The organism is Mycobacterium sp. NGS59 (genome assembly GCF_059812345.1).
In genome coordinates this window covers 1-22,497 of sequence record NZ_JCALCN010000019.1, presented here as the reverse complement: position 1 = coordinate 22,497, position 22,497 = coordinate 1, and the positions used below count along the sequence as shown (strand labels likewise).

Annotated in this window: 23 protein-coding genes; 15 read left to right on the top strand and 8 right to left on the bottom strand. The window is 66.1% G+C overall.

Annotation, left to right across the window (positions count from 1 at the left end; genetic code table 11):
- Positions 1 to 25 precede the first annotated feature (25 nt).
- From gatC to AC5Y46_RS19030, 7 genes are all read left to right on the top strand, one after another.
- Positions 26 to 337, top strand: a complete 312-nt coding sequence (gene gatC, locus AC5Y46_RS19060; protein ID WP_499941990.1) for an Asp-tRNA(Asn)/Glu-tRNA(Gln) amidotransferase subunit GatC — start codon at positions 26 to 28, stop codon at positions 335 to 337.
- On the top strand, positions 334 to 1,818 hold the full coding sequence (gatA, locus tag AC5Y46_RS19055) for an Asp-tRNA(Asn)/Glu-tRNA(Gln) amidotransferase subunit GatA (RefSeq protein ID WP_499941992.1): 1,485 nt from the start codon (positions 334 to 336) through the stop codon (positions 1,816 to 1,818). The genes gatC and gatA overlap by 4 nt, the downstream gene beginning before the upstream one ends.
- Before the next feature lie 146 nt (positions 1,819 to 1,964).
- Entirely contained in the window at positions 1,965 to 2,996 is a 1,032-nt protein-coding gene (locus AC5Y46_RS19050; RefSeq protein ID WP_499941993.1) for an ATP-dependent 6-phosphofructokinase, read from the top strand.
- A 162-nt stretch (positions 2,997 to 3,158) separates the two neighbouring features.
- Positions 3,159 to 4,235 (top strand): MinD/ParA family ATP-binding protein, encoded by a 1,077-nt coding sequence (locus AC5Y46_RS19045; RefSeq protein WP_499941994.1) that lies wholly within the window; start codon positions 3,159 to 3,161, stop codon positions 4,233 to 4,235.
- 11 nt (positions 4,236 to 4,246) lie between these two features.
- Entirely contained in the window at positions 4,247 to 5,755 is a 1,509-nt protein-coding gene (gene gatB / locus AC5Y46_RS19040; RefSeq protein WP_499941996.1) for an Asp-tRNA(Asn)/Glu-tRNA(Gln) amidotransferase subunit GatB, read from the top strand.
- A gap of 99 nt (positions 5,756 to 5,854) precedes the next feature.
- On the top strand, positions 5,855 to 6,307 hold the full coding sequence (locus AC5Y46_RS19035) for a flavin reductase family protein (protein ID WP_499942355.1): 453 nt from the start codon (positions 5,855 to 5,857) through the stop codon (positions 6,305 to 6,307).
- 38 nt (positions 6,308 to 6,345) lie between these two features.
- Positions 6,346 to 6,951 carry a flavin reductase family protein gene (locus AC5Y46_RS19030; RefSeq protein WP_499941997.1) on the top strand — a complete coding sequence of 202 codons (606 nt, stop codon included), beginning with the start codon at positions 6,346 to 6,348 and terminating at the stop codon, positions 6,949 to 6,951.
- A gap of 12 nt (positions 6,952 to 6,963) precedes the next feature.
- Here AC5Y46_RS19030 and AC5Y46_RS19025 read toward each other — a convergent pair whose 3' ends face one another.
- On the bottom strand, positions 6,964 to 8,085 hold the full coding sequence (locus AC5Y46_RS19025; protein WP_499941998.1) for a PQQ-dependent sugar dehydrogenase: 1,122 nt from the start codon (positions 8,083 to 8,085) through the stop codon (positions 6,964 to 6,966).
- Between the two features lie 304 nt (positions 8,086 to 8,389).
- Between AC5Y46_RS19025 and AC5Y46_RS19020 the strand changes: the two genes are divergently transcribed.
- Entirely contained in the window at positions 8,390 to 9,226 is an 837-nt protein-coding gene (locus AC5Y46_RS19020) for a DoxX family protein (protein WP_499942000.1), read from the top strand.
- 190 nt (positions 9,227 to 9,416) lie between these two features.
- On the opposite strand, the gene AC5Y46_RS19015 is transcribed toward AC5Y46_RS19020, so the two are convergent.
- The gene (locus AC5Y46_RS19015; RefSeq protein ID WP_499942001.1) at positions 9,417 to 9,566 is read right to left on the bottom strand and encodes a hypothetical protein; all 150 of its coding nucleotides are present in this window, start codon (positions 9,564 to 9,566) and stop codon (positions 9,417 to 9,419) included.
- Positions 9,567 to 9,585: 19 nt separating this feature from the next.
- On the opposite strand from AC5Y46_RS19015, the gene AC5Y46_RS19010 reads away from it, so the two are divergent.
- Positions 9,586 to 9,894 (top strand): DUF4333 domain-containing protein, encoded by a 309-nt coding sequence (locus tag AC5Y46_RS19010; protein WP_499942002.1) that lies wholly within the window; start codon positions 9,586 to 9,588, stop codon positions 9,892 to 9,894.
- Positions 9,895 to 9,983: 89 nt separating this feature from the next.
- Positions 9,984 to 11,372 carry a neutral zinc metallopeptidase gene (locus AC5Y46_RS19005; protein WP_499992506.1) on the top strand — a complete coding sequence of 463 codons (1,389 nt, stop codon included), beginning with the start codon at positions 9,984 to 9,986 and terminating at the stop codon, positions 11,370 to 11,372.
- Here AC5Y46_RS19005 and AC5Y46_RS19000 read toward each other — a convergent pair whose 3' ends face one another.
- Entirely contained in the window at positions 11,373 to 11,750 is a 378-nt protein-coding gene (locus tag AC5Y46_RS19000; RefSeq protein ID WP_499942005.1) for a PH domain-containing protein, read from the bottom strand.
- Between the two features lie 225 nt (positions 11,751 to 11,975).
- Here AC5Y46_RS19000 and AC5Y46_RS18995 point away from each other — a divergent pair, with 225 nt between their 5' ends.
- The 3 genes from AC5Y46_RS18995 to ilvC all read left to right on the top strand — a co-directional run bounded on the left by AC5Y46_RS18995 (position 11,976) and on the right by ilvC (position 15,404).
- Complete coding sequence (locus AC5Y46_RS18995; protein WP_499942007.1) at positions 11,976 to 13,832, top strand: acetolactate synthase large subunit; 1,857 nt, start codon at positions 11,976 to 11,978, stop codon at positions 13,830 to 13,832.
- Positions 13,832 to 14,338 (top strand): acetolactate synthase small subunit, encoded by a 507-nt coding sequence (gene ilvN, locus AC5Y46_RS18990; protein WP_499942008.1) that lies wholly within the window; start codon positions 13,832 to 13,834, stop codon positions 14,336 to 14,338. The genes AC5Y46_RS18995 and ilvN overlap by 1 nt, the downstream gene beginning before the upstream one ends.
- A 64-nt stretch (positions 14,339 to 14,402) precedes the next feature.
- Positions 14,403 to 15,404 (top strand): ketol-acid reductoisomerase, encoded by a 1,002-nt coding sequence (gene ilvC / locus AC5Y46_RS18985; RefSeq protein WP_499942357.1) that lies wholly within the window; start codon positions 14,403 to 14,405, stop codon positions 15,402 to 15,404.
- Positions 15,405 to 15,755: 351 nt separating this feature from the next.
- Here ilvC and wrbA read toward each other — a convergent pair whose 3' ends face one another.
- The 3 genes from wrbA to AC5Y46_RS18970 are packed head-to-tail and all read right to left on the bottom strand — an operon-like array spanning position 15,756 to position 17,202.
- Entirely contained in the window at positions 15,756 to 16,364 is a 609-nt protein-coding gene (gene wrbA / locus AC5Y46_RS18980) for an NAD(P)H:quinone oxidoreductase (protein ID WP_499942010.1), read from the bottom strand.
- Between the two features lie 29 nt (positions 16,365 to 16,393).
- Positions 16,394 to 16,900, bottom strand: coding sequence for a hypothetical protein (locus AC5Y46_RS18975; protein WP_499942011.1), 507 nt, complete (start codon positions 16,898 to 16,900; stop codon positions 16,394 to 16,396).
- Positions 16,897 to 17,202, bottom strand: a complete 306-nt coding sequence (locus AC5Y46_RS18970) for a hypothetical protein (RefSeq protein WP_499942013.1) — start codon at positions 17,200 to 17,202, stop codon at positions 16,897 to 16,899. Before AC5Y46_RS18970 ends, AC5Y46_RS18975 begins: the two co-directional genes overlap by 4 nt.
- A gap of 270 nt (positions 17,203 to 17,472) precedes the next feature.
- Here AC5Y46_RS18970 and AC5Y46_RS18965 point away from each other — a divergent pair, with 270 nt between their 5' ends.
- Both AC5Y46_RS18965 and AC5Y46_RS18960 read left to right on the top strand, forming a co-directional pair.
- Positions 17,473 to 18,786: a hypothetical protein gene (locus AC5Y46_RS18965; protein WP_499942014.1), complete on the top strand. Its 1,314-nt coding sequence runs from the start codon at positions 17,473 to 17,475 to the stop codon at positions 18,784 to 18,786.
- A gap of 46 nt (positions 18,787 to 18,832) precedes the next feature.
- Positions 18,833 to 18,961: a hypothetical protein gene (locus AC5Y46_RS18960; RefSeq protein ID WP_499942015.1), complete on the top strand. Its 129-nt coding sequence runs from the start codon at positions 18,833 to 18,835 to the stop codon at positions 18,959 to 18,961.
- A gap of 185 nt (positions 18,962 to 19,146) precedes the next feature.
- Here the strand turns inward: AC5Y46_RS18960 and AC5Y46_RS18955 are convergent, their stop codons facing one another.
- Together AC5Y46_RS18955 and AC5Y46_RS18950 are read right to left on the bottom strand one after the other, a co-directional pair.
- Positions 19,147 to 20,598, bottom strand: coding sequence for a phytoene desaturase family protein (locus AC5Y46_RS18955; protein ID WP_499942017.1), 1,452 nt, complete (start codon positions 20,596 to 20,598; stop codon positions 19,147 to 19,149).
- A 48-nt stretch (positions 20,599 to 20,646) separates the two neighbouring features.
- The coding region (locus tag AC5Y46_RS18950; protein ID WP_499992505.1) for a glycosyltransferase at positions 20,647 to 22,497 on the bottom strand (1,851 nt) is incomplete at its 5' end.

Below are 22,497 nucleotides of genomic sequence, written 5' to 3'. Positions count from 1 at the left end.
TCGCCGACGACTAGGCTTTCCGCTCGTGTCCCAGATCTCCCGCGACGAGGTGGCCCACCTGGCCCGGCTGGCCCGGTTGGCGTTGACCGAGGCGGAGTTGGACAGCTTCGCCGGTCAACTCGACGCCATCATCAGTCACGTCAGCCAGATCCAGGCCGTCGACGTCACGGGCGTTGAAGCCACCGACAACCCGCTCAAGGACGTCTTGAAAGATCAGGTTGTCACCCGCCCGGACGAGACGCGGCCGTCGCTGCAGCAGCAGCAGGCGTTGGCCGCCGCGCCCGAGGCCGTCGACGGCCGCTTCGCCGTCCCGCAGATCCTCGGGGAGAGCCAGTGACGGACATCATCCGGCTCGACGCGGCGACGCTGGGCGCCAAGATCGCTGCCAAGGAACTGTCGTCGGCCGAGGTCACCCAGGCCTGTCTGGACCAGATCCAGGCCACCGACGACCGCTACGGAGCCTTCCTGCACGTTGCGGCCGATGAGGCGCTGGCCGCCGCGGCTGCCGTCGACCGGGCCGTTGCGGCTGGCGACCCGCTGCCGTCGCCGCTGGCCGGGGTACCGCTGGCGCTCAAGGATGTCTTCACCACCGCCGACATGCCCACCACCTGCGGCTCCAAGATCCTCGAAGGGTGGCAGGCGCCCTACGACGCCACCCTGACCGCCCGGCTGCGCGAAGCCGGCATCCCGATCCTCGGCAAGACCAATATGGACGAGTTCGCGATGGGCTCGTCCACCGAGAACTCCGCCTATGGGGTGACCCGCAACCCGTGGGACGTCGAGCGGGTTCCCGGCGGCTCCGGGGGGGGTAGCGCGGCGGCGCTGGCCGCCTTCCAGGCGCCGCTGGCCATCGGCTCGGACACCGGGGGTTCGATCCGGCAGCCGGCCGCTTTGACCGCGACCGTCGGGGTCAAACCGACGTACGGCACCGTGTCCCGCTACGGCCTGGTGGCGTGCGCGTCGTCGCTGGACCAGGGCGGGCCGTGCGCGCGCACCGTCCTGGACACCGCGCTCCTGCATCAGGTGATCGCCGGGCACGACCCGCGCGACTCCACCTCGATCGACGCCGAGGTGCCCGACGTGGTCGGCGCCGCTCGGGCCGGCGCTTCCGGTGACCTGAGCGGCGTGCGGGTGGGCGTGGTGCGCCAGCTGCACAGCGGCGAGGGCTACCAGGCCGGCGTGCTTGCCTCGTTCGAAGCCGCCGTCGAGCAGCTCAAGGCGCTGGGCGCGGTCATCAGCGAAGTCGACTGTCCGCACTTCGATTACGCGCTGCCCGCCTACTACTTGATCCTGCCTTCGGAGGTGTCGAGCAACCTGGCGCGCTTCGACGCGATGCGCTACGGGTTGCGCGTGGGTGACGACGGCACGCATAGCGCCGAGGAGGTCATGGCGATGACCCGGGCGGCCGGTTTCGGGCCAGAAGTCAAGCGCCGCATCATGATCGGCACCTACGCATTGTCCGCGGGCTACTACGACGCCTACTACAACCAGGCGCAGAAGGTGCGCACGCTGATCGCCCGCGATCTCGACGAGGCCTACCAGTCCGTGGACGTGCTGGTGTCGCCGGCGACCCCGACGACCGCATTCCGGCTGGGGGAAAAGGTCGACGACCCGCTGGCGATGTACCTGTTCGACCTGTGCACGCTGCCGCTGAACCTGGCCGGTCACTGCGGCATGTCCGTGCCGTCGGGGTTGGCTCCGGACGACGGGCTGCCGGTGGGGCTGCAGATCATGGCGCCCGCGCTGGCCGACGACCGGCTGTATCGGGTGGGCGCGGCCTACGAGGCCGCTCGCGGCGCGCTGCCCACCGCAATCTAGGCCCCGCGAGCAGACGCAGAATCGCATGAAAAGGTGACTTCTGGTGCGATTCTGCGTCTGCTCGCGAGCGGGAGGTTCCCCCTGCTCGCGAGCGGGAGGTTCCCCCAGCTCGCGCGATCGGGCGGGGCGCGGGGCAAGATGAGAGCATGCGCATCGGAGTACTCACCGGCGGCGGCGACTGCCCCGGCCTCAACGCAGTCATTCGGGCGGTAGTGCGTACCTGCGACGCCCGGTACGGCTCGTCGGTGGTCGGCTTCCAGGACGGCTGGCGCGGACTGCTGGAAAACCGCCGCATGCAACTGCGCAACGACGACCGCAACGATCGACTGCTGGCCAAGGGCGGCACCATGCTGGGCACGGCGCGCGTGCATCCCGAGAAACTGAGGGCCGGCCTGGAACAGATCAAGGAGACGTTGGACGACAACGGCATCGACGTGCTGATCCCGATCGGCGGGGAGGGCACGCTGACGGCCGCGCACTGGCTTTCCCAGGAGAACGTCCCGGTGGTCGGGGTTCCTAAGACCATCGACAACGACATCGATTGCACGGACGTCACTTTCGGGCACGACACCGCGTTGACGGTCGCCACCGACGCCATCGACCGGTTGCACAGCACCGCCGAATCCCACCAGCGGGTGATGCTGGTCGAGGTGATGGGTCGGCACGCCGGCTGGATCGCGTTGAACGCCGGTCTGGCGTCCGGCGCGCACATGACGCTCATTCCCGAGCAGCCTTTCGATGTCGAGGAGGTGTGCCGGCTCGTCAAACGCCGCTTCCAGCGAGGGGATTCGCACTTCATCTGCGTAGTGGCCGAGGGCGCGAAGCCCGTCGAAGGCTCAATTGCACTGCGCGAAGGCGGAATTGACGAATTCGGTCACGAGAAGTTCACCGGCGTGGCAGCCCAACTCGGGCTCGAAGTGGAGAAGCGCATCAACAAGGACGTGCGCGTGACGGTACTGGGTCACGTGCAGCGCGGTGGTTCCCCCACGGCCTACGACCGGGTGCTGGCCACCCGGTTCGGGGTGAACGCCGCCGACGCGGCGCACGCGGGCGAGTACGGGCAGATGGTGTCACTGCGCGGGCAGGACATCGGGCGGGTATCGCTGGCCGACGCGACGCGCCAACTCAAGCTGGTACCCGAAAGCCGGTACGACGACGCCGCCGCCTTCTTTGGTTGATGCCCGGCGTTGTTCGCCAAACGGTCGTGTCGTCTTAACCAACAGGCCGGTTTCTGGTTTATCGGCGTCGGTTATACGTCATGTATGAGCAACCGCGGTCAGGCTAGCGGAGTCCTTCAACCCCCCGCCCCACCGGTTCAGCAGCCCCCACCGAAGTGGTCGGTGGACGCCGAAACCGGACTCGTCACGGTGGCACAGCCGCCCCGCGCGCCAAGCCCGGCAAACCGGCAACCGGCCGGCTCAGCGCGTACCGCCGACGCACCGAGTACGTCCGCCCAGCAGCGGCCGCCGGTCCCACTCCAGCGGGTACCCGGCGGGTTGGCGCTGGACGCGATCGAGCAGCTCGGAGCCGACGACTTCGCCCGCAGCAACTGGCGGGATCTGGTCTCGCGCTGCGCGGGCTCCGGTAAGGGAGCGGTACGTGAAACGGCCGTACGCGGTCAGATCAACACCGCCGTCGGCGGCGCGTTCCCCATCGCCGTCCTGAACCTCAAGGGTGGCGTGGGCAAGACCGCAGTGGTCGAAGCCCTCGGCTCGACATTCGCCAGCTTGCGCGACGACCGGGTCATCGCCGTCGACCTCGATGCCGGTGACCTGGCAGATCGGCACGGTCGCCGCAACCCGCTGACCCTGGCCGACCTCCTGCTGGATCGTCGCATCGCGCGCTATGCCGACGTGCGAGCACACACGTACATGAACAGTGCGGGACTGGAAGTGCTGGGTCCGCCGGACTACGCCGAGACGCACTGGAGCCCTACCCGGCAGGATTTCGTCAAAGCCTTTTCGATCCTGCGAAACCACTACTCGGTGGTGCTGGTGGACTGCCCGAAAGCCCTCAAGGCCGAGGTGATGGGAGCGGTGCTGGCCGAGTCGCGTGCCCTGGTGGTGGTGACCAGCACGTCGCTCGACGCGATACACAAGACGAGTACGACGCTGGATTGGCTGACCAACAACGGCCACCGACGGTTGGCCGAATCGACCGTGCTGGCGGTCAACAACATCGAGCGGACAAAGCCCGAACCGCTGGCGGCCAAGCAACTCGAGCAGTTGTCTGACCGGGTGGGCGCTACCGTGGCACTGCCGTTCGACCGGCACATCCGTCAGGGCACAGAGATCGGGCTGGACCGGATGAGCAAGGACAGCAGACGCGCGTACCTGCAGATGGCAGCCGCGCTGGCCCAGATGTTTCCGGGCCGGCTGGGTGCGACGCACTCCGGAGGCCCTGTCAGTCACCACTAGGATCGGTCCCTATGACGGTTGCCAGGGCTGATCTGCTGGACTACGACGAGGTCATCGAACGATTCGACCCGGTGCTCGGTCTGGAAGTGCACGTCGAACTCTCCACCGCCACCAAGATGTTCTGTGGCTGCGCCACGACCTTCGGCGGCGAGCCCAACACCCAGGTGTGCCCGGTGTGCCTGGGGCTGCCCGGCTCGCTGCCGGTGCTCAACCAGGTCGCGGTGGAGTCGGCGATCCGCATCGGGCTGGCGCTGAACTGCGAGATCGTGCCGTGGTGCCGGTTCGCCCGCAAGAACTACTTCTATCCCGACATGCCCAAGAACTACCAAATCTCGCAATACGACGAGCCGATCGCGATCAACGGCTTCCTGGAGGCGCCGCTGGAGGACGGGACCACCTGGCGGGTGGACATCGAGCGCGCGCACATGGAAGAGGACACCGGCAAACTCACCCACATCGGCAGCGAGACGGGCCGGATCCACGGCGCCACGACCTCACTGATCGACTACAACCGGGCCGGGGTGCCGCTGATCGAGATCGTCACCAAGCCCATTGTCGGGGCTGGCGAGCGGGCACCGCAGATCGCGCGAGCCTACGTGACCGCGTTGCGGGATCTGTTGCGCTCCTTGGATGTATCCGACGTCCGGATGGACCAGGGCTCGATGCGCTGTGACGCCAACGTGTCGCTGATGCCCAAGGGGACAACGGAATTCGGCACCCGCACCGAGACCAAGAACGTCAACTCGCTGAAAAGCGTCGAGGTTGCCGTGCGTTACGAGATGCAGCGTCAGGCCGCCGTTCTGCTGGCCGGAGGCCAGATCATCCAGGAGACCAGGCACTTCCACGAAGCCGGTTACACGAGTCCGGGTCGCGCCAAGGAGACCGCGCAGGACTATCGGTATTTTCCCGAGCCCGATCTCGAGCCCGTCGCGCCCAGCCGGGAACTGGTGGAGCAACTGCGTCAGAGCATCCCGGAGCTACCGTGGTTGAGCCGCAAGCGGATTCAGGACGAGTGGGGAATCTCCGACGAAGTCATGCGCGACCTGGTCAACGCCGGCGCGGTCGAACTGGTGGCCGCGACCGTCAAGCACGGCGCGTCCAGCAAAGAGGCGCGGTCCTGGTGGGGAAACTTCCTGGTACAGAAGGCCAACGAGGCCGGCACCTCACTTGACGAATTGCCCATCACCCCGGCCCAGGTCGCGGCCGTCGTCGCGTTGGTCGAAGAAGGCAAGCTCTCCAACAAGCTGGCGCGCGAGGTCGTCGAAGGGGTGCTGGCCGGGGAAGGCGAACCGGCGCAAGTGATGTCGGCCCGCGGTTTGGAACTGGTCCGTGACGACTCGGTGACCCAGGCTGCCGTCGACGACGCCTTGGCCGCCAATCCCGAAGTGGCGGACAAGATCCGGGGCGGCAAGGTGGCCGCGGCGGGAGCGATCGTCGGTGCGGTGATGAAAGCGACCCGCGGGCAGGCCGATGCCGCGCGGGTGCGCGAACTCGTGTTGGCTGCCTGCGGCCAGGGCTGATCAGCGCTCAGTTGATATCGCGATCACTACCCGTTGAGCGGGGCGTTGATTCATGATGATCACGTGGCACAAAACTGGCTGTCGCGGCTGACCAAGACCATGAACGGCACCATGCTCGCCGTCACCACCGAAGCCGACGGTGAGAAATCCGGCTGTCTGGTGGGGTTCTCCACACAAGTCGGCATCGACCCCCCTCGATTTCTGGTCGGTTTGTCGCGCACCAATCACACGTTTGACGTGGCGCGCCGATCCGACCATCTCGCGGTCCACGTCCTGGCGCGCCGCGACCTGAGCCTGGCGCACCTGTTCGGCGGTGAAACCGACGACGAAGTCGACAAGTTCGAGCACTGCGCGTGGCACACCGGCCCGCACGGCATGCCGATCCTCGACGATGCGATCGGTTGGGTGGTGGGCAGAACGTTGGATCGCATCGAATTCGGCGACCACTTCGGCTACTTGCTCGAACCTGTCGACGGGTGGTTCGCCGACTCCGACGCCGATGCGATCCGGTTCACGGACGTGATCGATGTCGAGCCCGGCCACGACCCTTGAGCCAATCGGATATGAACTCGCCGACCATCGGGCGCGAAATGACTGCTGCAAGACCGGTTGGCAAGCATCATGGTGAAGTGATCGAGGAACCCTTCGACGGCATGATGTCCATGCTGGATGCCCCGGTGTTCGTGGTGACAACCCAGGCCGACGGTCAGCCGTCGGGCAGTCTGATCGCTTTCGCCACCCAGACGAGCGTGCAACCGCCCAGTTTCATGATCGGTATGCCGCAGGACAGCCCCACCCACGAGGTGGCGAGCCGCTCCGAGTATGTGGCGGTACACGTTCTGCCGCGACACCAGCAGGTGCTGGCCGAGATGTTCGCACGCCAAAGCGGCGACGGTGCGGACACATTCGCGCACTGCTCCTGGCGGGCCGGTCCGGCCGGGATGCCGATTCTCGACGACGCCGTGGGGTGGTTCGTCGCCCGGACACTGAGCCGCAGCGAAGTCGGTGACCATGTGGCCTACCTCCTGGACCCGGTTGCCGCCTGGGCCTCCGAGAACGGCGAGGAGCTGCTGTATCTGTCCGATCTCGACGAGGATGTCGATCCCGGTCAGGAAGCCCCGCAGCGGTTATACGAGGGCAGGCGCGCCGACGCGACGGGCCGTTACGGCATGAGGTTCACCCTCGACGTGCCCTAACCGCCCGACGGCTCAGACCTTGTCGTCGTTGTTGCGCGGGAAGCCGCCGCCCTGCGGGAACAGTGGGAACACCACGTCGTCGAGTTTCTCGGGATCGCCGGCGGTCTTGTTCACGGTGGCGCCCCAGACGTTGCCGTCCGGCGACATCCGCAGCGCCCACGCGTGCCCGTGTGTGTCCTTGCGGACGACGTCGGGTTCACCGGTGACCGCCCCCGTCTTGGCCGCGAGGCGGACCGCCACGGTCAGCTTGGTATTGATCAAGTTGACCAGCACGGTGCCGTCCATCGCCGCGCACCCGGCCACCCCGGGTTTGTCCGGCCAGCTCCACACCGTGGATACCTCGGACTTCTTCGTGATGCGTTGCAAGCGGTCCGCGCTGGGAGTGCGGTCGGCGACATACAGCGAGCCGTCGACGGGATCGATGCACAAGCCCCCGGCCGAGCCGATGCCCGACAATGCCGTCGTCGGAGGGGCCTGGCCCAGAGTCGTGGGCTGTTCGATGCGCAACACCTTGCCGGCCAACGACTTCGGGTCGGCAGCCAGCGCGGGGTTGCCGGCATCACCGGTCATCACCACCAGGGTGGTCGGGCTGGTGAAGATCAGCGCACCGGTATTGCCGGTGGTTCCTTTGGGGATGCCGGTCAGGATGTCCTTGGGGACGTCGTCTTCGGCGATGCGGATCACCCGGTTGTCGGTGGGGGTGCTGACGTAGGCGTACATCAGTCGGTCCTGGGAGAACGTGGGGGACAGCACGATGTCCATCAGGCCGCCGTCGCCGGACGGGTCGACCGGGATGACCATCTTCACCTTGGGCTCGGCGCTGACCGACACCTCTTTGACCACACCGGTGGTGCGCTCGGCGACCAGCGCGGTCTTGCTGTCACCGCCCATGATCAGGCCGCTGGTGCTCTCCAGGCAGCCCTGCATCACCCCCGGCGCGGGGCAGGCTTTCGGAAAGGGCGTGGCCGGCAAGGGGGGCGGCGGGGGAGGCGTGGAGCTGGGTTGGGGCTTGAGTTCGGGCATCGTGGTGAACGGCTGCGATTGGGCGTCGTTGAACCGTGCGCAGCCGCTCGACACCAGGGCCGCGGCGCACAGCGCAACCAGCACGCACCGAATCGACCGCCGTATCCGCATGACCGACAGGCTACGGGAATTTGCTGTCGTGGCCGCCGCCTGCTACCGGGTAGGCACTGATACCGCAGCTGGGCGCCCGATTGCCCGATGGAGCGCCGCTTACTCTCATATATTCATTTCGTGCTCGATCAGTGGCCCATGGTTGGCAGGGATCGGGAGGTCAGCGAGATAGCGCGCTCAAGGAGAGCCAGAATACGAGCCTTGCGGGCCGTCGGGGCGTATCGGCGGGCAAACTGCGGATTTGTCGGGCAAAAGCGCCTGTCAAATCCCAGCTTCCAGCGAAATTGCCCTTACCCTGACACCCGTGAGCAGTTCGAATGACGCACTTTGGCAGCGCCCGGACGATTCCCACGGGCCGATCGCGGCTCCGCCCGCCTCGGCAAGGCTGGTCGACCCGGAAGACGACCTGACCCCAGCGGCGTTTCAGCGCGAACACACCGGGACGACCACCATCATCCCGCCCTACGACCCCGGTCCTGGCATCGGCGGACCTGGCTACAGCCCGCTCGACGAACCACTGCCCTACGTCCAACCGCAGCAACCCGCCCGAGCGCACCCGGTCGCTCCGGCAGCCATCGATATCGACGACGAAGACGATCGGCTGCGTACGGCCGGACGGCGCGGCACCCAGCATCTCGGGCTGTTGATCCTGCGGCTGGGACTGGGCGCGGTCCTGATCACCCATGGGCTGCAGAAGTTGTTCGGCTGGTGGGGTGGCTCCGGGCTGCACGGGTTCCGGAATTCGCTATCCGACGTCGGCTACCAGCACGCCGACATCCTGGCTTACGTAAGTGCCGGCGGCGAGATCGTCGCGGGTGTGCTGCTGGTGCTGGGCTTGTTCACTCCGATCGCGGCGGCGGGCGCGCTGGCCTTCCTGATCAACGGACTGCTCGCGAACGCCTCGGCCCAGCCACGTTCGAACACGTTCGCCTACTTCTTGCCCGACGGGCACGAATACCAGATCAGTCTGATCGTCATGGCCGTCGCCGTGATCCTGTCCGGTCCCGGACGTTATGGCCTGGACGCGCGGCGGGGCTGGGCCAACCGGCCTTTCATCGGATCATTCGTGGCGTTGCTGGCCGGAATCGCCGCCGGTATCGCCGTGTGGGTGCTGCTCAACGGGGTCAACCCGCTGGCCTGAGCCGCATTTTTTCGCCGCTGCGGGGGCGATGACCTAGCCTGGGATGCGCCGGTGTCGGGTCGAGCATTGGGGATACTTTGAGCACACCCCGCGATTACAACCAGCCTCCTTGGCCGCCACGGCCGAATCCAGGACACGATCCGCGCCGAGCGCCCAGATACCCGCAGCAGCCCGCGAATCCATGGGCACATCAGCCGACCCAGTGGGCCCAGCCGCCCGCACCGCCGAGCCAGCGGCCCACCCACTGGGCCCAGCCGCCCGCACAATACGGACCGCCCGCTGCGCCGCCGACGACCAGCCCGCCGAAGAAGAAAAGCTCGAAAAGCAGACCGCTACTCATCGTCGGGGCCGTCGTCGCGGTGCTGGCCGTCGTGTTGGTCGTCCTGCTGGTGACGACCGCCGTCGTCAACCGCGACGTCAAGAAACTCGCCGTCGCCGACGTGCAGACCCAGGTCCAGCAAGTCCTGCTGGACCGCGTCACCGGCTATGCCTCCGGCGACATCAAGGACGTCAAGTGCAATGACGGCAAAGATCCCACGGTGGAGAAGGGCGAGAGCTTCACCTGCAACGTCAGCGTTCGCGGTAAGCCGCGCAAGCTGACGGTGAAATTCAAAGACGACGACGGGACGTACCAGGTCGGATTGCCCGAGTTGGACGGCGGCAAGTGAAGCGCGCGGGGTGGGCCAGGGCTGTCGTCGTCGGCGCGTGCGCGCTGCTGGCTTTGACCGGCTGCAGCAGCTCGTCAGGCAAGACGAGCATGATCACTGGGCGCGCTGTGTCGGGACTCTACGATCCGTCCGGGGTAGCCGGGCTGCCGTTGAATGAGGGCGCCAGCGGACCTCGTGCCAATGCGCCCCGGCCGACCGGCACCGTGAAGAACACCGACAACGGTGAGATCGACCGACTGTCGATGCTGGCGCTCAACGACCTCGAAGAGTTCTGGAAGAAGAACTGGCCCGACGACGCCAAGAAGCCCTTCAAGGCCGTCAGCGAGGTGACGTCCTACGACTCGACCGATCCGCGCAGCCCGGTTGTGTGCCGAGCCAAGACATATCAGAACGTCAACGCCTCCTATTCGTTGAATTGCAACTCCGTCAAATGGGATCGGGGACAGCTGTTCCCGGCGGCCAAAAAGTATTTCGGCGACATGGCGGTGGTCGGCATCCTCGCCCACGAGTACGGCCACGCGATACAGCACAACGGCGGGATTCTCGGTCGGACGGCGCCCACCATCGTCGGCGAGCAGCAGGCGGACTGTTTCGCCGGGGTCTATCTGCGCTGGGTCGCCGAGGGGCACTCGTCGCGCTTCACGCTGAGCACCGGTGACGCGCTGAGCCACGTGATCGCCGGGATGTTGAAGATCTCCGACCCGATCATGGGCGAGGAGGAGTACGAGGAGACCGAAGACTCCGAGCACGGCTCCGGATTCGACCGGGTCAGCGCGTTGCAGATGGGCTTCGACAGCGGGTCCGGAACGTGCGCCAAGATCGACACCGCCGAAATCAAGAAACGCCGCGAAGGTCTTCCGGTGGCGCTGCAAGAGGGCTCATCGCGCGATGCCAATGCCGGCGAAGTGGAGATCAACGAAGACACCGTGCAAACGTTGGTCGACATCCTCAACGTGGTGTTCGCCCCGAAAACGGCGCCCACGGTGGTCTTTTCGTCGACCAGCTGCTCGGACGCCAAGCCCACCAAGGGCGCTTCCTACTGCCCGTCCACCAATACCGTCGTCGCCGACCTGCCTACTTTGCAGGAGATCGGCAAGCCCGGCGGCCGTAAGGGCATGACCGACCCGCAGATGTTGCAGGGCGACAACACCGCGTTGTCGATCGTCGCTTCCCGGTATGTGCTGGCACTGCAGCGGGAGCGCGATCTGCCACTGAGCTCGGCGGTGACCGCGGTGCGCACGGCCTGTCTGACCGGCGCCGCGCAGCGTGGCATGGCTCAGCCGGTGAGCATCCCGTCCGGTAAGCAGCTGGTGCTGACCGCCGGCGACCTGGACAAGGCGGTCATCGGACTGTTGATGAACGGCATCGCCGCCAGCGACGTCAATGGCGCCAACACGCCCGCCGGCTTCACCCGGATCGTCGCTTTCCGTGGTGGCGTGCTGGACAACACCGACGAATGTTTCGACAGAATCGGCTGATCACCGATAGGGGTTCGGTACCCGCCCCGAGCTGGCTTCGGTCAGCTGCGGCAGCGTCGCGAAGGTCACCGCGGGCAACCGCAGTTCCGTGCCGCTCTTGAGTTGCGCCCGCGCCCAGTTGCCGCGGTGGAACCGCAGCCCTTCGATGTCCTCCCAGGCCACCCGCCGGCTGCCCAGCAGTGTCCGCACCGTCACGCCGTCGTCGTCGGCCACGGTGCGCAGCCGCACGATCAGCGCCGACAACAGCACCGGAATCAGCAGTACCGGCGCGCTGGGCGGCCAGGCCAGCACCGGCACCAGCAGGCACAGCGTCAGGAAACCGACGGCGAGATGGGCAATCGGGGAGACTTTGAGCACGACCGATGACTTGGTGACCACCCTCGCATCATTCCACCGCTGCCGGCGGGACCCGGATTTGACTGCTGAGCTGTGCGAAGGCTACCGTCGGACGCTATGAAGCCTGGAATGCTCGTAGTACTTAGTCGGCGCGTTGGTGCCTGACTAGCCATCGAGCACCAACGCGACCCTCGTGCAGCAGCTGAGCTGACGGGGGTTTTTTGTTGCCCCGAGACTCCACGAAGCCGAAAGATTCAAGAGGACAAAGTGAGCGCACCGACCAAGCCACCCTCACCGGCCCCGACGCCGTCGCGCCAAGGACCGGCCAACGGTGTCAAGTCCGCCCCGCCGCCGGCGAAACGCATTGCACCCCAACAAGTTACCGGCGCACAGTCCGTCATCCTGTCGTTGGAGGCGCTGGACGTCGACGTGATCTTCGGCATCCCGGGTGGCGCCGTCCTGCCGGTCTACGACCCGCTGTTCGACTCGCAGAAGCTGCGTCACGTCCTGGTGCGCCATGAGCAGGGTGCGGGTCACGCCGCCAGCGGCTACGCGCACGCCACCGGTCGGGTCGGGGTGTGCATGGCGACCTCGGGACCAGGGGCCACCAACCTGGTCACCCCGCTGGCCGACGCGCAGATGGACTCGATCCCGGTGGTCGCGATCACCGGACAGGTCGGCCGGCAGCTGATCGGCACCGATGCCTTCCAGGAAGCCGACATCTCGGGCATCACCATGCCGATCACCAAGCACAACTTCCTGGTGCGCACCGGTGACGAGATCCCGCGGGTGATGGCCGAAGCGTTCCACATCGCAGCGTCGGGGCGGCCGGGCGCGGTGCTGGTCGACATCCCCAAGGACGTGCTGCAGGGCCAGTGCACCTTCAGCTGGCCGCCGCGCATGGAGCTGCCGGGCTACAAGCCCAACACCAAGCCGCACAACCGTCAGATCCGGGAGGCGGCCAAGCTGATCGCGGCCGCGCGCAAGCCGGTGCTGTACGTCGGCGGTGGTGTCATCCGCGGCGAAGCGACTCAGGAGTTGCTGCAGTTGGCCGAGCTGACCGGCATCCCGGTGGTCACCACCCTGATGGCGCGCGGTGCGTTCCCCGACAGCCACCGGCAGAATTTCGGCATGCCGGGCATGCACGGCACGGTGGGCGCGGTGGCGGCGCTGCAGCGCAGCGACCTGCTGATCGCGCTCGGCACCCGCTTCGACGACCGGGTCACCGGGCGCCTGGACTCGTTCGCGCCCGAGGCCAAGGTTATCCACGCTGACATCGACCCGGCGGAGATCGGCAAGAACCGGCACGCCGACGTGCCGATCGTCGGCGACGTCCGCAACGTCATCACCGAGCTGATCGAGATGCTGCGCCACTACGACGTTCCGGGCAACATCGAAATGACCGACTGGTGGGCGTATTTGGAGGACGTCCGCAAGACCTACCCACTGAGCTACGACCCGCAGAGCGACGGCAGCCTGGGCCCGGAGTACGTGATCGAGAAGCTGGGCGAGCTTGCCGGTCCGGACGCCATCTACGTGGCCGGCGTCGGGCAGCACCAGATGTGGGCCGCCCAGTTCGTCAAGTATGAAAAGCCGCGCACCTGGCTGAATTCCGGCGGTCTGGGCACCATGGGCTTCGCCATCCCGGCGGCCATGGGCGCCAAGATCGCACTGCCCGACACCGAGGTGTGGGCCATCGACGGCGACGGTTGCTTCCAGATGACCAACCAGGAACTGGCCACCTGCGCCATCGAAGGCATCCCGATCAAGGTGGCGCTGATCAACAACGGCAACCTGGGCATGGTGCGTCAGTGGCAGACGCTGTTCTACGAGGAGCGCTACTCGCAGACCGACCTGGCCACCCACTCGCATCGCATCCCGGACTTCGTGAAGCTGGCCGAGGCGCTGGGGTGTGTTGGAATGCGTTGCGAGCGTGAAGAAGACGTCGCAGACATGATTCAGAAGGCGCGGGAGATCAACGACCGTCCCGTCGTCATCGACTTCATCGTCGGCGCCGACGCACAGGTCTGGCCGATGGTCGCCGCCGGCACCAGCAACGACGAGATCCAGGCCGCACGCGGCATCCGTCCGCTGTTCGACGACATCACCGAAGGGCACGCCTGATGCAGACCAAGACGCACACGCTGTCGGTGCTGGTCGAGGACAAACCCGGCGTGCTTGCCCGCGTGGCAGCGCTGTTCTCGAGGCGGGGCTTCAACATTCAGTCTCTGGCCGTCGGCGGTACCGAGCAGAAGGACATGTCGCGGATGACGATTGTGGTCTCCGCCGAGGAGACGCCGCTCGAGCAGATCACCAAGCAGCTCAACAAGCTGATCAACGTGATCAAGATCGTCGAACAGGACGACGACAATTCGGTGGATCGGGAGTTGGCGCTGATCAAGGTCCGTGCCGACGCCGGTACCCGCAGCCAGGTGATCGAGGCAGTAAACCTGTTCCGCGCCAACGTGATCGACGTATCCCCGGAGTCACTCACCGTCGAGGCCACCGGCAACCGCGGCAAGCTCGAAGCGCTGCTACGGCTGCTGGAGCCGTTCGGTATCAAAGAGATCGTCCAGTCCGGTGTGGTGTCGATGGCCCGTGGCCCGCGCAGCATCGGCACGGCCAAGTAATTTTCGATAGCCAATACAAGAAGGAGATATTCACGTGGCAGATGTGCCAGCGCAGACGTTGGAGATGTTCTACGACGACGACGCAGACCTGTCGATCATCCAGGGCCGCAAGGTCGGTGTGATCGGTTATGGCAGCCAGGGGCACGCGCACTCGCTGAGCCTGCGCGACTCCGGCGTCGAGGTTCGCGTCGGGTTGAAGGAAGGTTCGAAGTCCCGGGAGAAGGTCTCCGAGCAGGGCTTGGAGGTTGACACGCCCGCCGAGGTGGCCAAGTGGGCCGACGTGATCATGCTGCTGGCGCCGGACACCGCGCAGGCCGAGATCTTCACCAACGACATCGAACCCAACCTCAAGGACGGCGACGCCCTGTTCTTCGGCCACGGGCTCAACATCCACTTCGACCTGATCAAGCCGCCCGCAAACGTCACGATCGCGATGGTCGCGCCCAAGGGACCGGGCCACCTGGTGCGGCGCCAGTTCGTCGACGGCAAGGGTGTGCCGGCGTTGATCGCCGTCGACCAGGACCCGACCGGTGAGGGCGAGGCGCTGGCGTTGTCGTACGCCAAGGCCATCGGCGGCACCCGCGCGGGCGTCATCAAGACCACGTTCAAGGACGAGACCGAGACCGACCTGTTCGGTGAGCAGGCCGTGTTGTGCGGTGGCACAGAGGAATTGGTGAAGACCGGGTTCGACGTGATGGTCGAGGCGGGCTATCCGCCGGAGATGGCCTACTTCGAGGTGCTGCACGAGCTGAAGCTGATCGTGGACCTGATGTACGAGGGCGGGATCGCGCGGATGAACTACTCGGTGTCCGACACCGCGGAGTTCGGCGGGTATTTGTCGGGTCCCAGGGTGATTGACGCCGACACCAAGGAGCGGATGCGCGCCATCCTGCGCGACATTCAGGACGGCAGCTTCACCAAGAAGCTGGTCGCCAATGTCGAGGGCGGCAACAAGCAACTCGAGCAGCTGCGCAAGGAGAACGCCGAGCACCCGATCGAGGTGACCGGCAAGAAGCTGCGCGACTTGATGAGTTGGGTCGACCGGCCGATCACCGAGACCGCTTAGGGTTTGCGCGAGCAGACGCAAAAGCCCCAAATCCTTGCGGATTTCGGGTGCTTTTGCGTCTGCTCGCGCTCGGAAGTCGGGTGGTGCGCCGAGCGTCACGCTGGAGTGGCGCTCGGCGTCTGCCGTTGCGCTAGCGTGACGTTCGGCGAGGCGGGACGGTCGGCTAGGCGAGGTGTGCTTGGGTTTCGCGCCGAGCGTCACGCTGGAGTGGCGCTCGGCGTCTGCCGTTGCGCTAGCGTGACGTTCGGCGACCCGACGCAAGAGCAGCTGTGGGAGAGGGCTTTTCGCGCACCGGCCTCAGATTCGACGGCGGCGTTGTCGGTTATTGGCCAGCGGACTAATCAGGGGCGCCTAACCGCCCGCCGATGTAAGGCGGTCGGTCACCGCGACCACCCGCTGGGCCAAGTGGTCCAGCGCATCCGTCGTCGCGTCATCGAGCTCGTCGATGTTGTCGCGAGTGGCAATCAGACCAACACCGTAAGGGTTGCCGTCGACGAATTTCAACGGGTCGGTGTATCCGGGCGGCACGAGGATGCCGCCGAAATGCATCAGCGAGGTGTACAGGCCGATCAGCGTGGTCTCCTGCCCGCCGTGCGGGGATTGCGTCGAAGTCCATGCCGCATAGACCTTGTCGGCCAGCTTGCCCTGCGCCCACAAGCCGCCGAGCGAGTCGATGAACGTCTGGAATTGCGACGTGGTGGATGCGAAGCGGGTCGGCGAGCCGAAGATCACCGCGTCGGCCCACACGATGTCGTCGCCGGTGGCCGCCGGAAGGTCTTTGGTCGCTTCGTAATTCGCCGTCCACGCCGGATTCTCGGCGAACGAGGCCGGGTCGCGGGTTTCGGCGATGTGGCGGACCCGCACCTCGGCGCCGGCGGCCTCGGCCGCCGCAGCGACGCGCTTGGCCATGGTGGTGCCGTGCCCGGTGGCGGAGTAGTAGATGACAGCGAGTTTGGTCATGGGGCCAGCCTAGGCTCTGCTCGGACGAGTCACGTCAGGATGACGACGCGGTCCTTGACCGATATGGTCAGGCGTTCACCAATCCCAACTAACTGCGCGAGTTTCTTGTGTTCGTTGAGATACAGCGTGGCGCACCGGCCGCGCTTTCGCGAGTTCGGATTCCATTTGGCTGCAACTGTTGCACTACGCAATTCGAGCTCGACTGGGCCGCAAGTTTTTGGTAGTCGGCTGTTCGCGACTTTCGGGATGCGAATTCGGCCAGCATCTAAGTCGGCGTGCGTAATGCGGGTGGTGAACTCATCGGCGGTAGATGGTTGCGGCGCGGCGCATCGCCCTTGCGTTGCGGGAACACCAGGCCGATGCCAGGTTCGGCTTCGTTGACCAGATCTTTCGGGGATTGCAGCCCGTCGTAGGTGAGTCGCGAGAGCAGGTTGTACTCGTTGGGTGACGGCCTGCTTGCGAGCGTGGTCGTCGGCTTTGGTGGAGGCCGCGCCGGCCGTGTAGAAGCGGACGCGGACGTGGTCTTCGGTGTTCACGTGGTGGAAGGCCTGCCAGTCCTGCCAGCCGTCGCCGTCGGCGAGGGCTTCTCGTCGATGATCCAGGAGCCGACCTCACGCTGGCGGCGCGGAGCCAGACCGATCGCCTTCATCAGACCGGCGATTTGCGCGCCGTCACGTTCGCTGATCGGGTCGTGGCGGGCGGGTGCGAGCAGCCGCTCGGAGATGCCGGGCAGGCCGGTGGTCCTTTGCTTGCCGTCGAGACCGTAGAGACTGATGCGCGAGCTCTGAGATAAGTCGCAGACGAATTCGGAGGGATGCAGGAAGACCAGCTCCTGCACGTAGGGGATCCGGTCGACGGCTTGGTTGCCGCCGCGCCGGCGGATCGCGTCTTCGAGCAGCGAGGCGAAATACTGGGCTTCGCGCCGGGCCAGCAGTAGCGGTGAGTCCTCCGTGCGGCCATTGCGCTTCCACAGGTGGTCGTTGCCGGTGAGGACGCCGCGGGGCTATCGTGCTCTGTCCGTTTGATCTCGCCGCTATGCAAATCGTTTCCTTCATGTCGGAGGGGGCACATATCGTGGGTACCCGGGCGACGGGAGGAGGGCCTAGCAATGGTGGATAGCGGCAAGACACTTGTGCCCGTATGGACGCTGGCGACGCGTGACGTGTCGGTACCCTCGCTAGTCGGCGAGACCATTACCCCCGAGCGGCTATTCGACCTGCGGACTGCACTTGCGGCGATGGCCGAAGCGCCGATCGCGACGCTGGAAGCACACCCGTTGCCGAACAACATTGACCGCAGCAAAGGGTTACACCTAGAGGCCGCTAGTCCTCTGGCTACGCAACTCTCGCAGCTGATCAGTCAGACAGCGAAATCGGCACCCGCCGCGGTAGTCGAGACGGGCGGCGAGACGTTGTATCGAATGGTTGTTCCGGCGAAGGTCGCTGCCGAATTCGGCAGTGGGCTCGTCACACCGATGGTGTCCAAAGCGGCATCCGGTGGGGTTCACGGCGCTCTGATGGGGTCGTCCGGCATCGCTGCGCAGGCAACTTTCGTGCCGGTTGCTGCGGGACAAGCCGCAGCCGCGGGCGCGGCGGGTGGGTCGGCGGCCACCGTTGGTGTGGCAGCTGCCGGCGCGGGCGCTCTGACTGTCGCAGCTCCGTTGGTCCTGATGGCAGTCGCAGTTGGTGTCAGCGCCCACGCCGACCAGGAGCGTCAGCGAGCGATCGAGAACATCACTTCGCTGCTTGAGAAATTGCACGATGACAACCTGCAGCGCGAACGGACGGCGCTCAATGGCTGTAGAGCGGCCATTGATAAGGCGACTGCCATTTTGTTGGACCAAGGGCGAATTGGGGCTTCAGTGGGGTTGAGCCCCGCGGTCTACGCGATCGACACGGCCATCGCCGAGGCGGACAGTCGTCTCAAGAAATGGCAGACCGCTGTCGAAGAGTTTGGCGAGGGGCCAGTCGAAGTCGCCAAACTGCGAACGAAATTCGATGGAATCGAGAAGGATGAGGGTGGTCTTTTCCGCGCTCATCTCGATCTCGCCGAATTGGCCATCGCGCTGAAGAAGCGCGTGCTCGTGCTCCAAGCTGTGGAACATGCGCAGATGGATGCAGCGAATCCGTTCGAGAGTTTCGTGCAATCGCTTCGCGCCGATCAGCAACGGGTGGAGGAACTGGAATCCGGTATCGCTGGTGTGCTGCAGCGTCTTTCGTCGCTGCAGTTGACCCGCCCACGAGGCGTACGCGACATCATGTTTACGCGCGGCGAAGTGGACATGCTGCTCAACACCTCGTACCGCCTTCGAGACCTCGCTTCCGGCATCAACCAGGACCGCCGAAATTCCGACGTGGCGATCGACATCGCGCGAAGCGAGGATGGCTCGGTGGTGGTGTTTCCGGCGACGGCCGTGGCGTAGCAGAAACTGGGGCGATGCAAGGGTTCCGGGTCGCAGGGTATCGCCCGTGACTATCGCGGGCATGGTGAGCAGCGGCGAACCTCGCGACGTGCTGGTCGCAGAGTACGGCCTGAGCTTCGAGCAGTTCGATCAAGCAGTCACCTACACCGAAAGGTACGGGCTGAGCGCGGCATAAGGCATTTGCCGCGCCCTCTGCGCACTCGACCAGCCGAGGCAACGTCGACAATTGCGCACAAGCTCAAGGTGATTCGGTTGCATTTCCGAACGAAGCCGTCGGGGGTGATACCCAGCGGAGTAGGTCCTACCATTTCGCACGGTGTGGCGGTCACGCTGGCGTGACGCTCGGCGTCGGCAGTCACGCTAGCGTGACGTTCGCGGGGGCAACGGCCCCAGAGGAGGGACTTCCCGAATCCCAAACTCCCGCTGCAACACCGTGCGCGCCGCGTAGTACCCGCCCATGCCGTGCACCCCGGCGCCCGGCGGGGCCGCCGCCGAACAGAGATAAGCCCTGGGAATCGGTGTGCTCCAAGGATTTAGCCGCGGACTCGGGCCGGTGAGCGCTCCCAACAGCGAGTTGGCGCCCACCGAAATGTCTCCGCCGACATAGTTGGCGTTGTGCTCGGACATTCGCGCGGCGGGAACGCTGCGTGCGGCCACGACGACGTCGCGGAACCCCGGCGCGAAGCGCTCGACCACCCGGGTCACGGCTTCGGTGGGGTCGACGGGCGATCCTGCCGGTACGTGCGCGTAGGTCCAGAACGGCCGACGGCCGTCGGCATCGAGCCGGCCGGTATCGGCCAGGTGCGGAAGCGACGCAAGCACCATGGGGAACTCTGCGTGGCGACCGGCCGCGATATCCGCTTCGGCGCTCGCCATTTCCGCTCGGGTGCCGCCCAGGTGCAGGGTCGGCGCTTGCTGCAGGCGCGGGTCAGACCACGGGATGTCGTCGTTGAGCACGAAGTCGACCTTGGCCGCGCCTGCACCGAATTTGTAGCGCTGCAACACTTTTGCGTAGTGCGACGGCATCGCATCGCCGTAGATGCGCAGCAGCGCGGTCGGTGCCGTGTCATAGATCGCGACACCCTCTGGCGGTTCGGTGACTTCGACGCCGGCCGTCAATTCGCCACCGTGCGCCCGCAAATCCTCGATCAGGGCGTCCGGAATGACCTGACTGCCGCCCACCGGTAACGGCCACCCGACCGCATGGGCCAGCGTCGCCAACATCATTCCGGCACCGCTGGACGCCAGAGACGGCAGCGGCGTAATCGCGTGCGCGGCAACGCCAGTGAACAACGCGCGCGCATCCTCACCGGCCAGCGTCCCCCACGCCGGGGTGCCCTGAGCCAGCATGCGCAACCCCAACCGCGCGACGGTGAGCAACGCGCGCGGAACCGAGCGCTTGTCGCCCAGCAGGAATGCCACCACTGCATCGCTGTCTGCCGCGACCGGTCCCAGCAGACGCCGCCAGGACGCGCCGTCGTCCAACTCCGCGCAGGTGCGCTCCAGATCCCGGTAGGCGATCGCCGCGGGCCGCCCGGGTAGCGGGTTGGCGTAGGAGATCTCGGGCACGGCAAGGTTGACGCCCCGGCCGGGCAGATCGAACTCAGCGAAGAACGGCGAGGCCAGTGCCAGCGGGTGTACCGCCGAGCACACGTCGTGCAGGATCCCCGGATAGTCGATGTCGACGGCGCTGCGGGCACCGCCGCCGAAGGTCGGCTGGGCCTCGATGACCTGCACTTTCAGTTCGGCGCGGGCGAGAATGACGGCCGCGGCCAATCCGTTGGGTCCGCTGCCGACGACGGTGACATCCATCTGTGAATTACAGCCGACGACATCCTCGGCGCAAACCGGGCCTACCGGTCAGGCCGAGGTGATGCACAACACCTGGTCGAGGCTCGCGGTCGCCAACCCGGCGGCTGCGGCTCGTCGGCCCAGCTCGGCGAGCGCATCGGGGTCATCGGCACGGATACCGCCGAGGCGGTCCAGTCGTGCGGTGTCGAACATCGCCGGGCCGTGCGCCACCTGCTTGCCCAGCACGTAGCGTCCGGCACCGGGCGCCTGAGACACCATTTCGTCCGTCGCGCTGGCACCGATGAGCTGGTCCGCGTCGGTGAAGTTGACCGCCACCTGCAACACGTGGTCCGCGGCCTCCAACACGCTGGTCAGGCGGGTGATCAGGTTGTCGGCGGCATAGAACCGCCAACCCTGATCCAGATGCAGCCAGAACCGTCCGTAGATCTGGTCCCGGATCTGTGCCAACAGCCCCGCGCGGGACTCCGCGGGAGGGAACGGGCAGAACTCCAGAAACGGATACCGCTCGAGCAGTACCGCGCGGTCGGCCGCAGACAGCCCGGCATCGACCACCAGAAACAGCCCGACCCGCCAGACGTCGGTGCAGCAGTTCAGCAGTGAGTTCAGCGTCACCTCGGTGCCGGCGCGATCCGGCCCGGCGATCAGGCTGAGCGTCACCTCGGCGTGGCGGCGACCGCCCGTCAGCTGCCGCGCCAGCTCACCGGGGTACGCGGCGGCCGCGTCGATCATCCGCGTGGCACTGTTGTCGCAGTTGGCGGCGATGCGTTGCCGATCTTCTTCGGGAACGCCGGGGCGGGCCAGGATTCGCCGCCAGAGTGCGACCGCCTCAGCGTGCTCGCCGATCCACGATGCGCAGACGGCTGCCTCGTCGAGGGCACCCCAGTTGTAGGTGTCCGCGCTGACAGACAACGTGTCCTCGGCGGGAAACGCGATCTCGGCGGCATGCTTGGCGAACAGATAGCCGAGCCGGTAACGCCCGTCGAGGCGGTATCGAAATGCGATGGCGTACAACGGTTCCGCGCGGGTCGGCCGGAACTCCCAGGCCCGCAGGTAGGCGTCTTGCACCTCCGGCCAGGACGCACCCATCGACCACATCGACTCCGCGACCCGGTACATCGATAGGTAGACCTCTTCGGCCCACCCTCCCATGTCGACACGCCTCAGATACCACCTGCGGGCATTCTCGAAATCGCCCAGATCGAAATAGCTTTGCGCCAGATAGAACACCGACCGGGCATCGTCGGGATTGCGTTCGACCTCGGCGAGCAGCAGGTCACGGTCGCTCTCGTATTTCTGTTGCGGGTCGCGGTTGCGCGCTCCGAGGCGGCGAGAATCGATGTAGTAGTCGCCGTCGAGCCGGTCGTGGCTGAAATCGGAGTCCACCATCACGTACTCATGGACCACGCCTTCGTATCGGACCGGTAACCCGTCGCGGAACAGGTTCGGGCGCCAGTACACCTCGGAGCTTTCGCTTTGGCCATACCGGAGCTGGTAGAGGTCATAGCCCAGCTGGCCGAAATCGATAGTGCCCGTGACCTTGTCGTCAGCATCGAGGACCCAGATGTAGTCTCCGCGGCCCTGGGCCAGGGTCAGCGCCTCGGACCTGTTGTGTCCGAAGTTGCGCCACGGTCGCTCGTGCAACTCCCCGGGAATGCCGAGCCGGGCCATGTGATCGCGAATGAGTTCCTGGGTCCCGTCCTCGGAGCCGGTGTCCACGATCACCCAGGAGCTGATGTAGGGCGCGATGTTGTCCAGGGTCTCCTCGATGATCGCCGCCTCGTTGCGGACGATCATGTTGACGCAGATCGCCGGGCGGGTGGGGGAGGACACGGCCGGATCGTACTCAGCAGCGCCGGCGTCGTTCTGGGAATCGGCCGCAGCGATGTCTGGCCGCCGCAA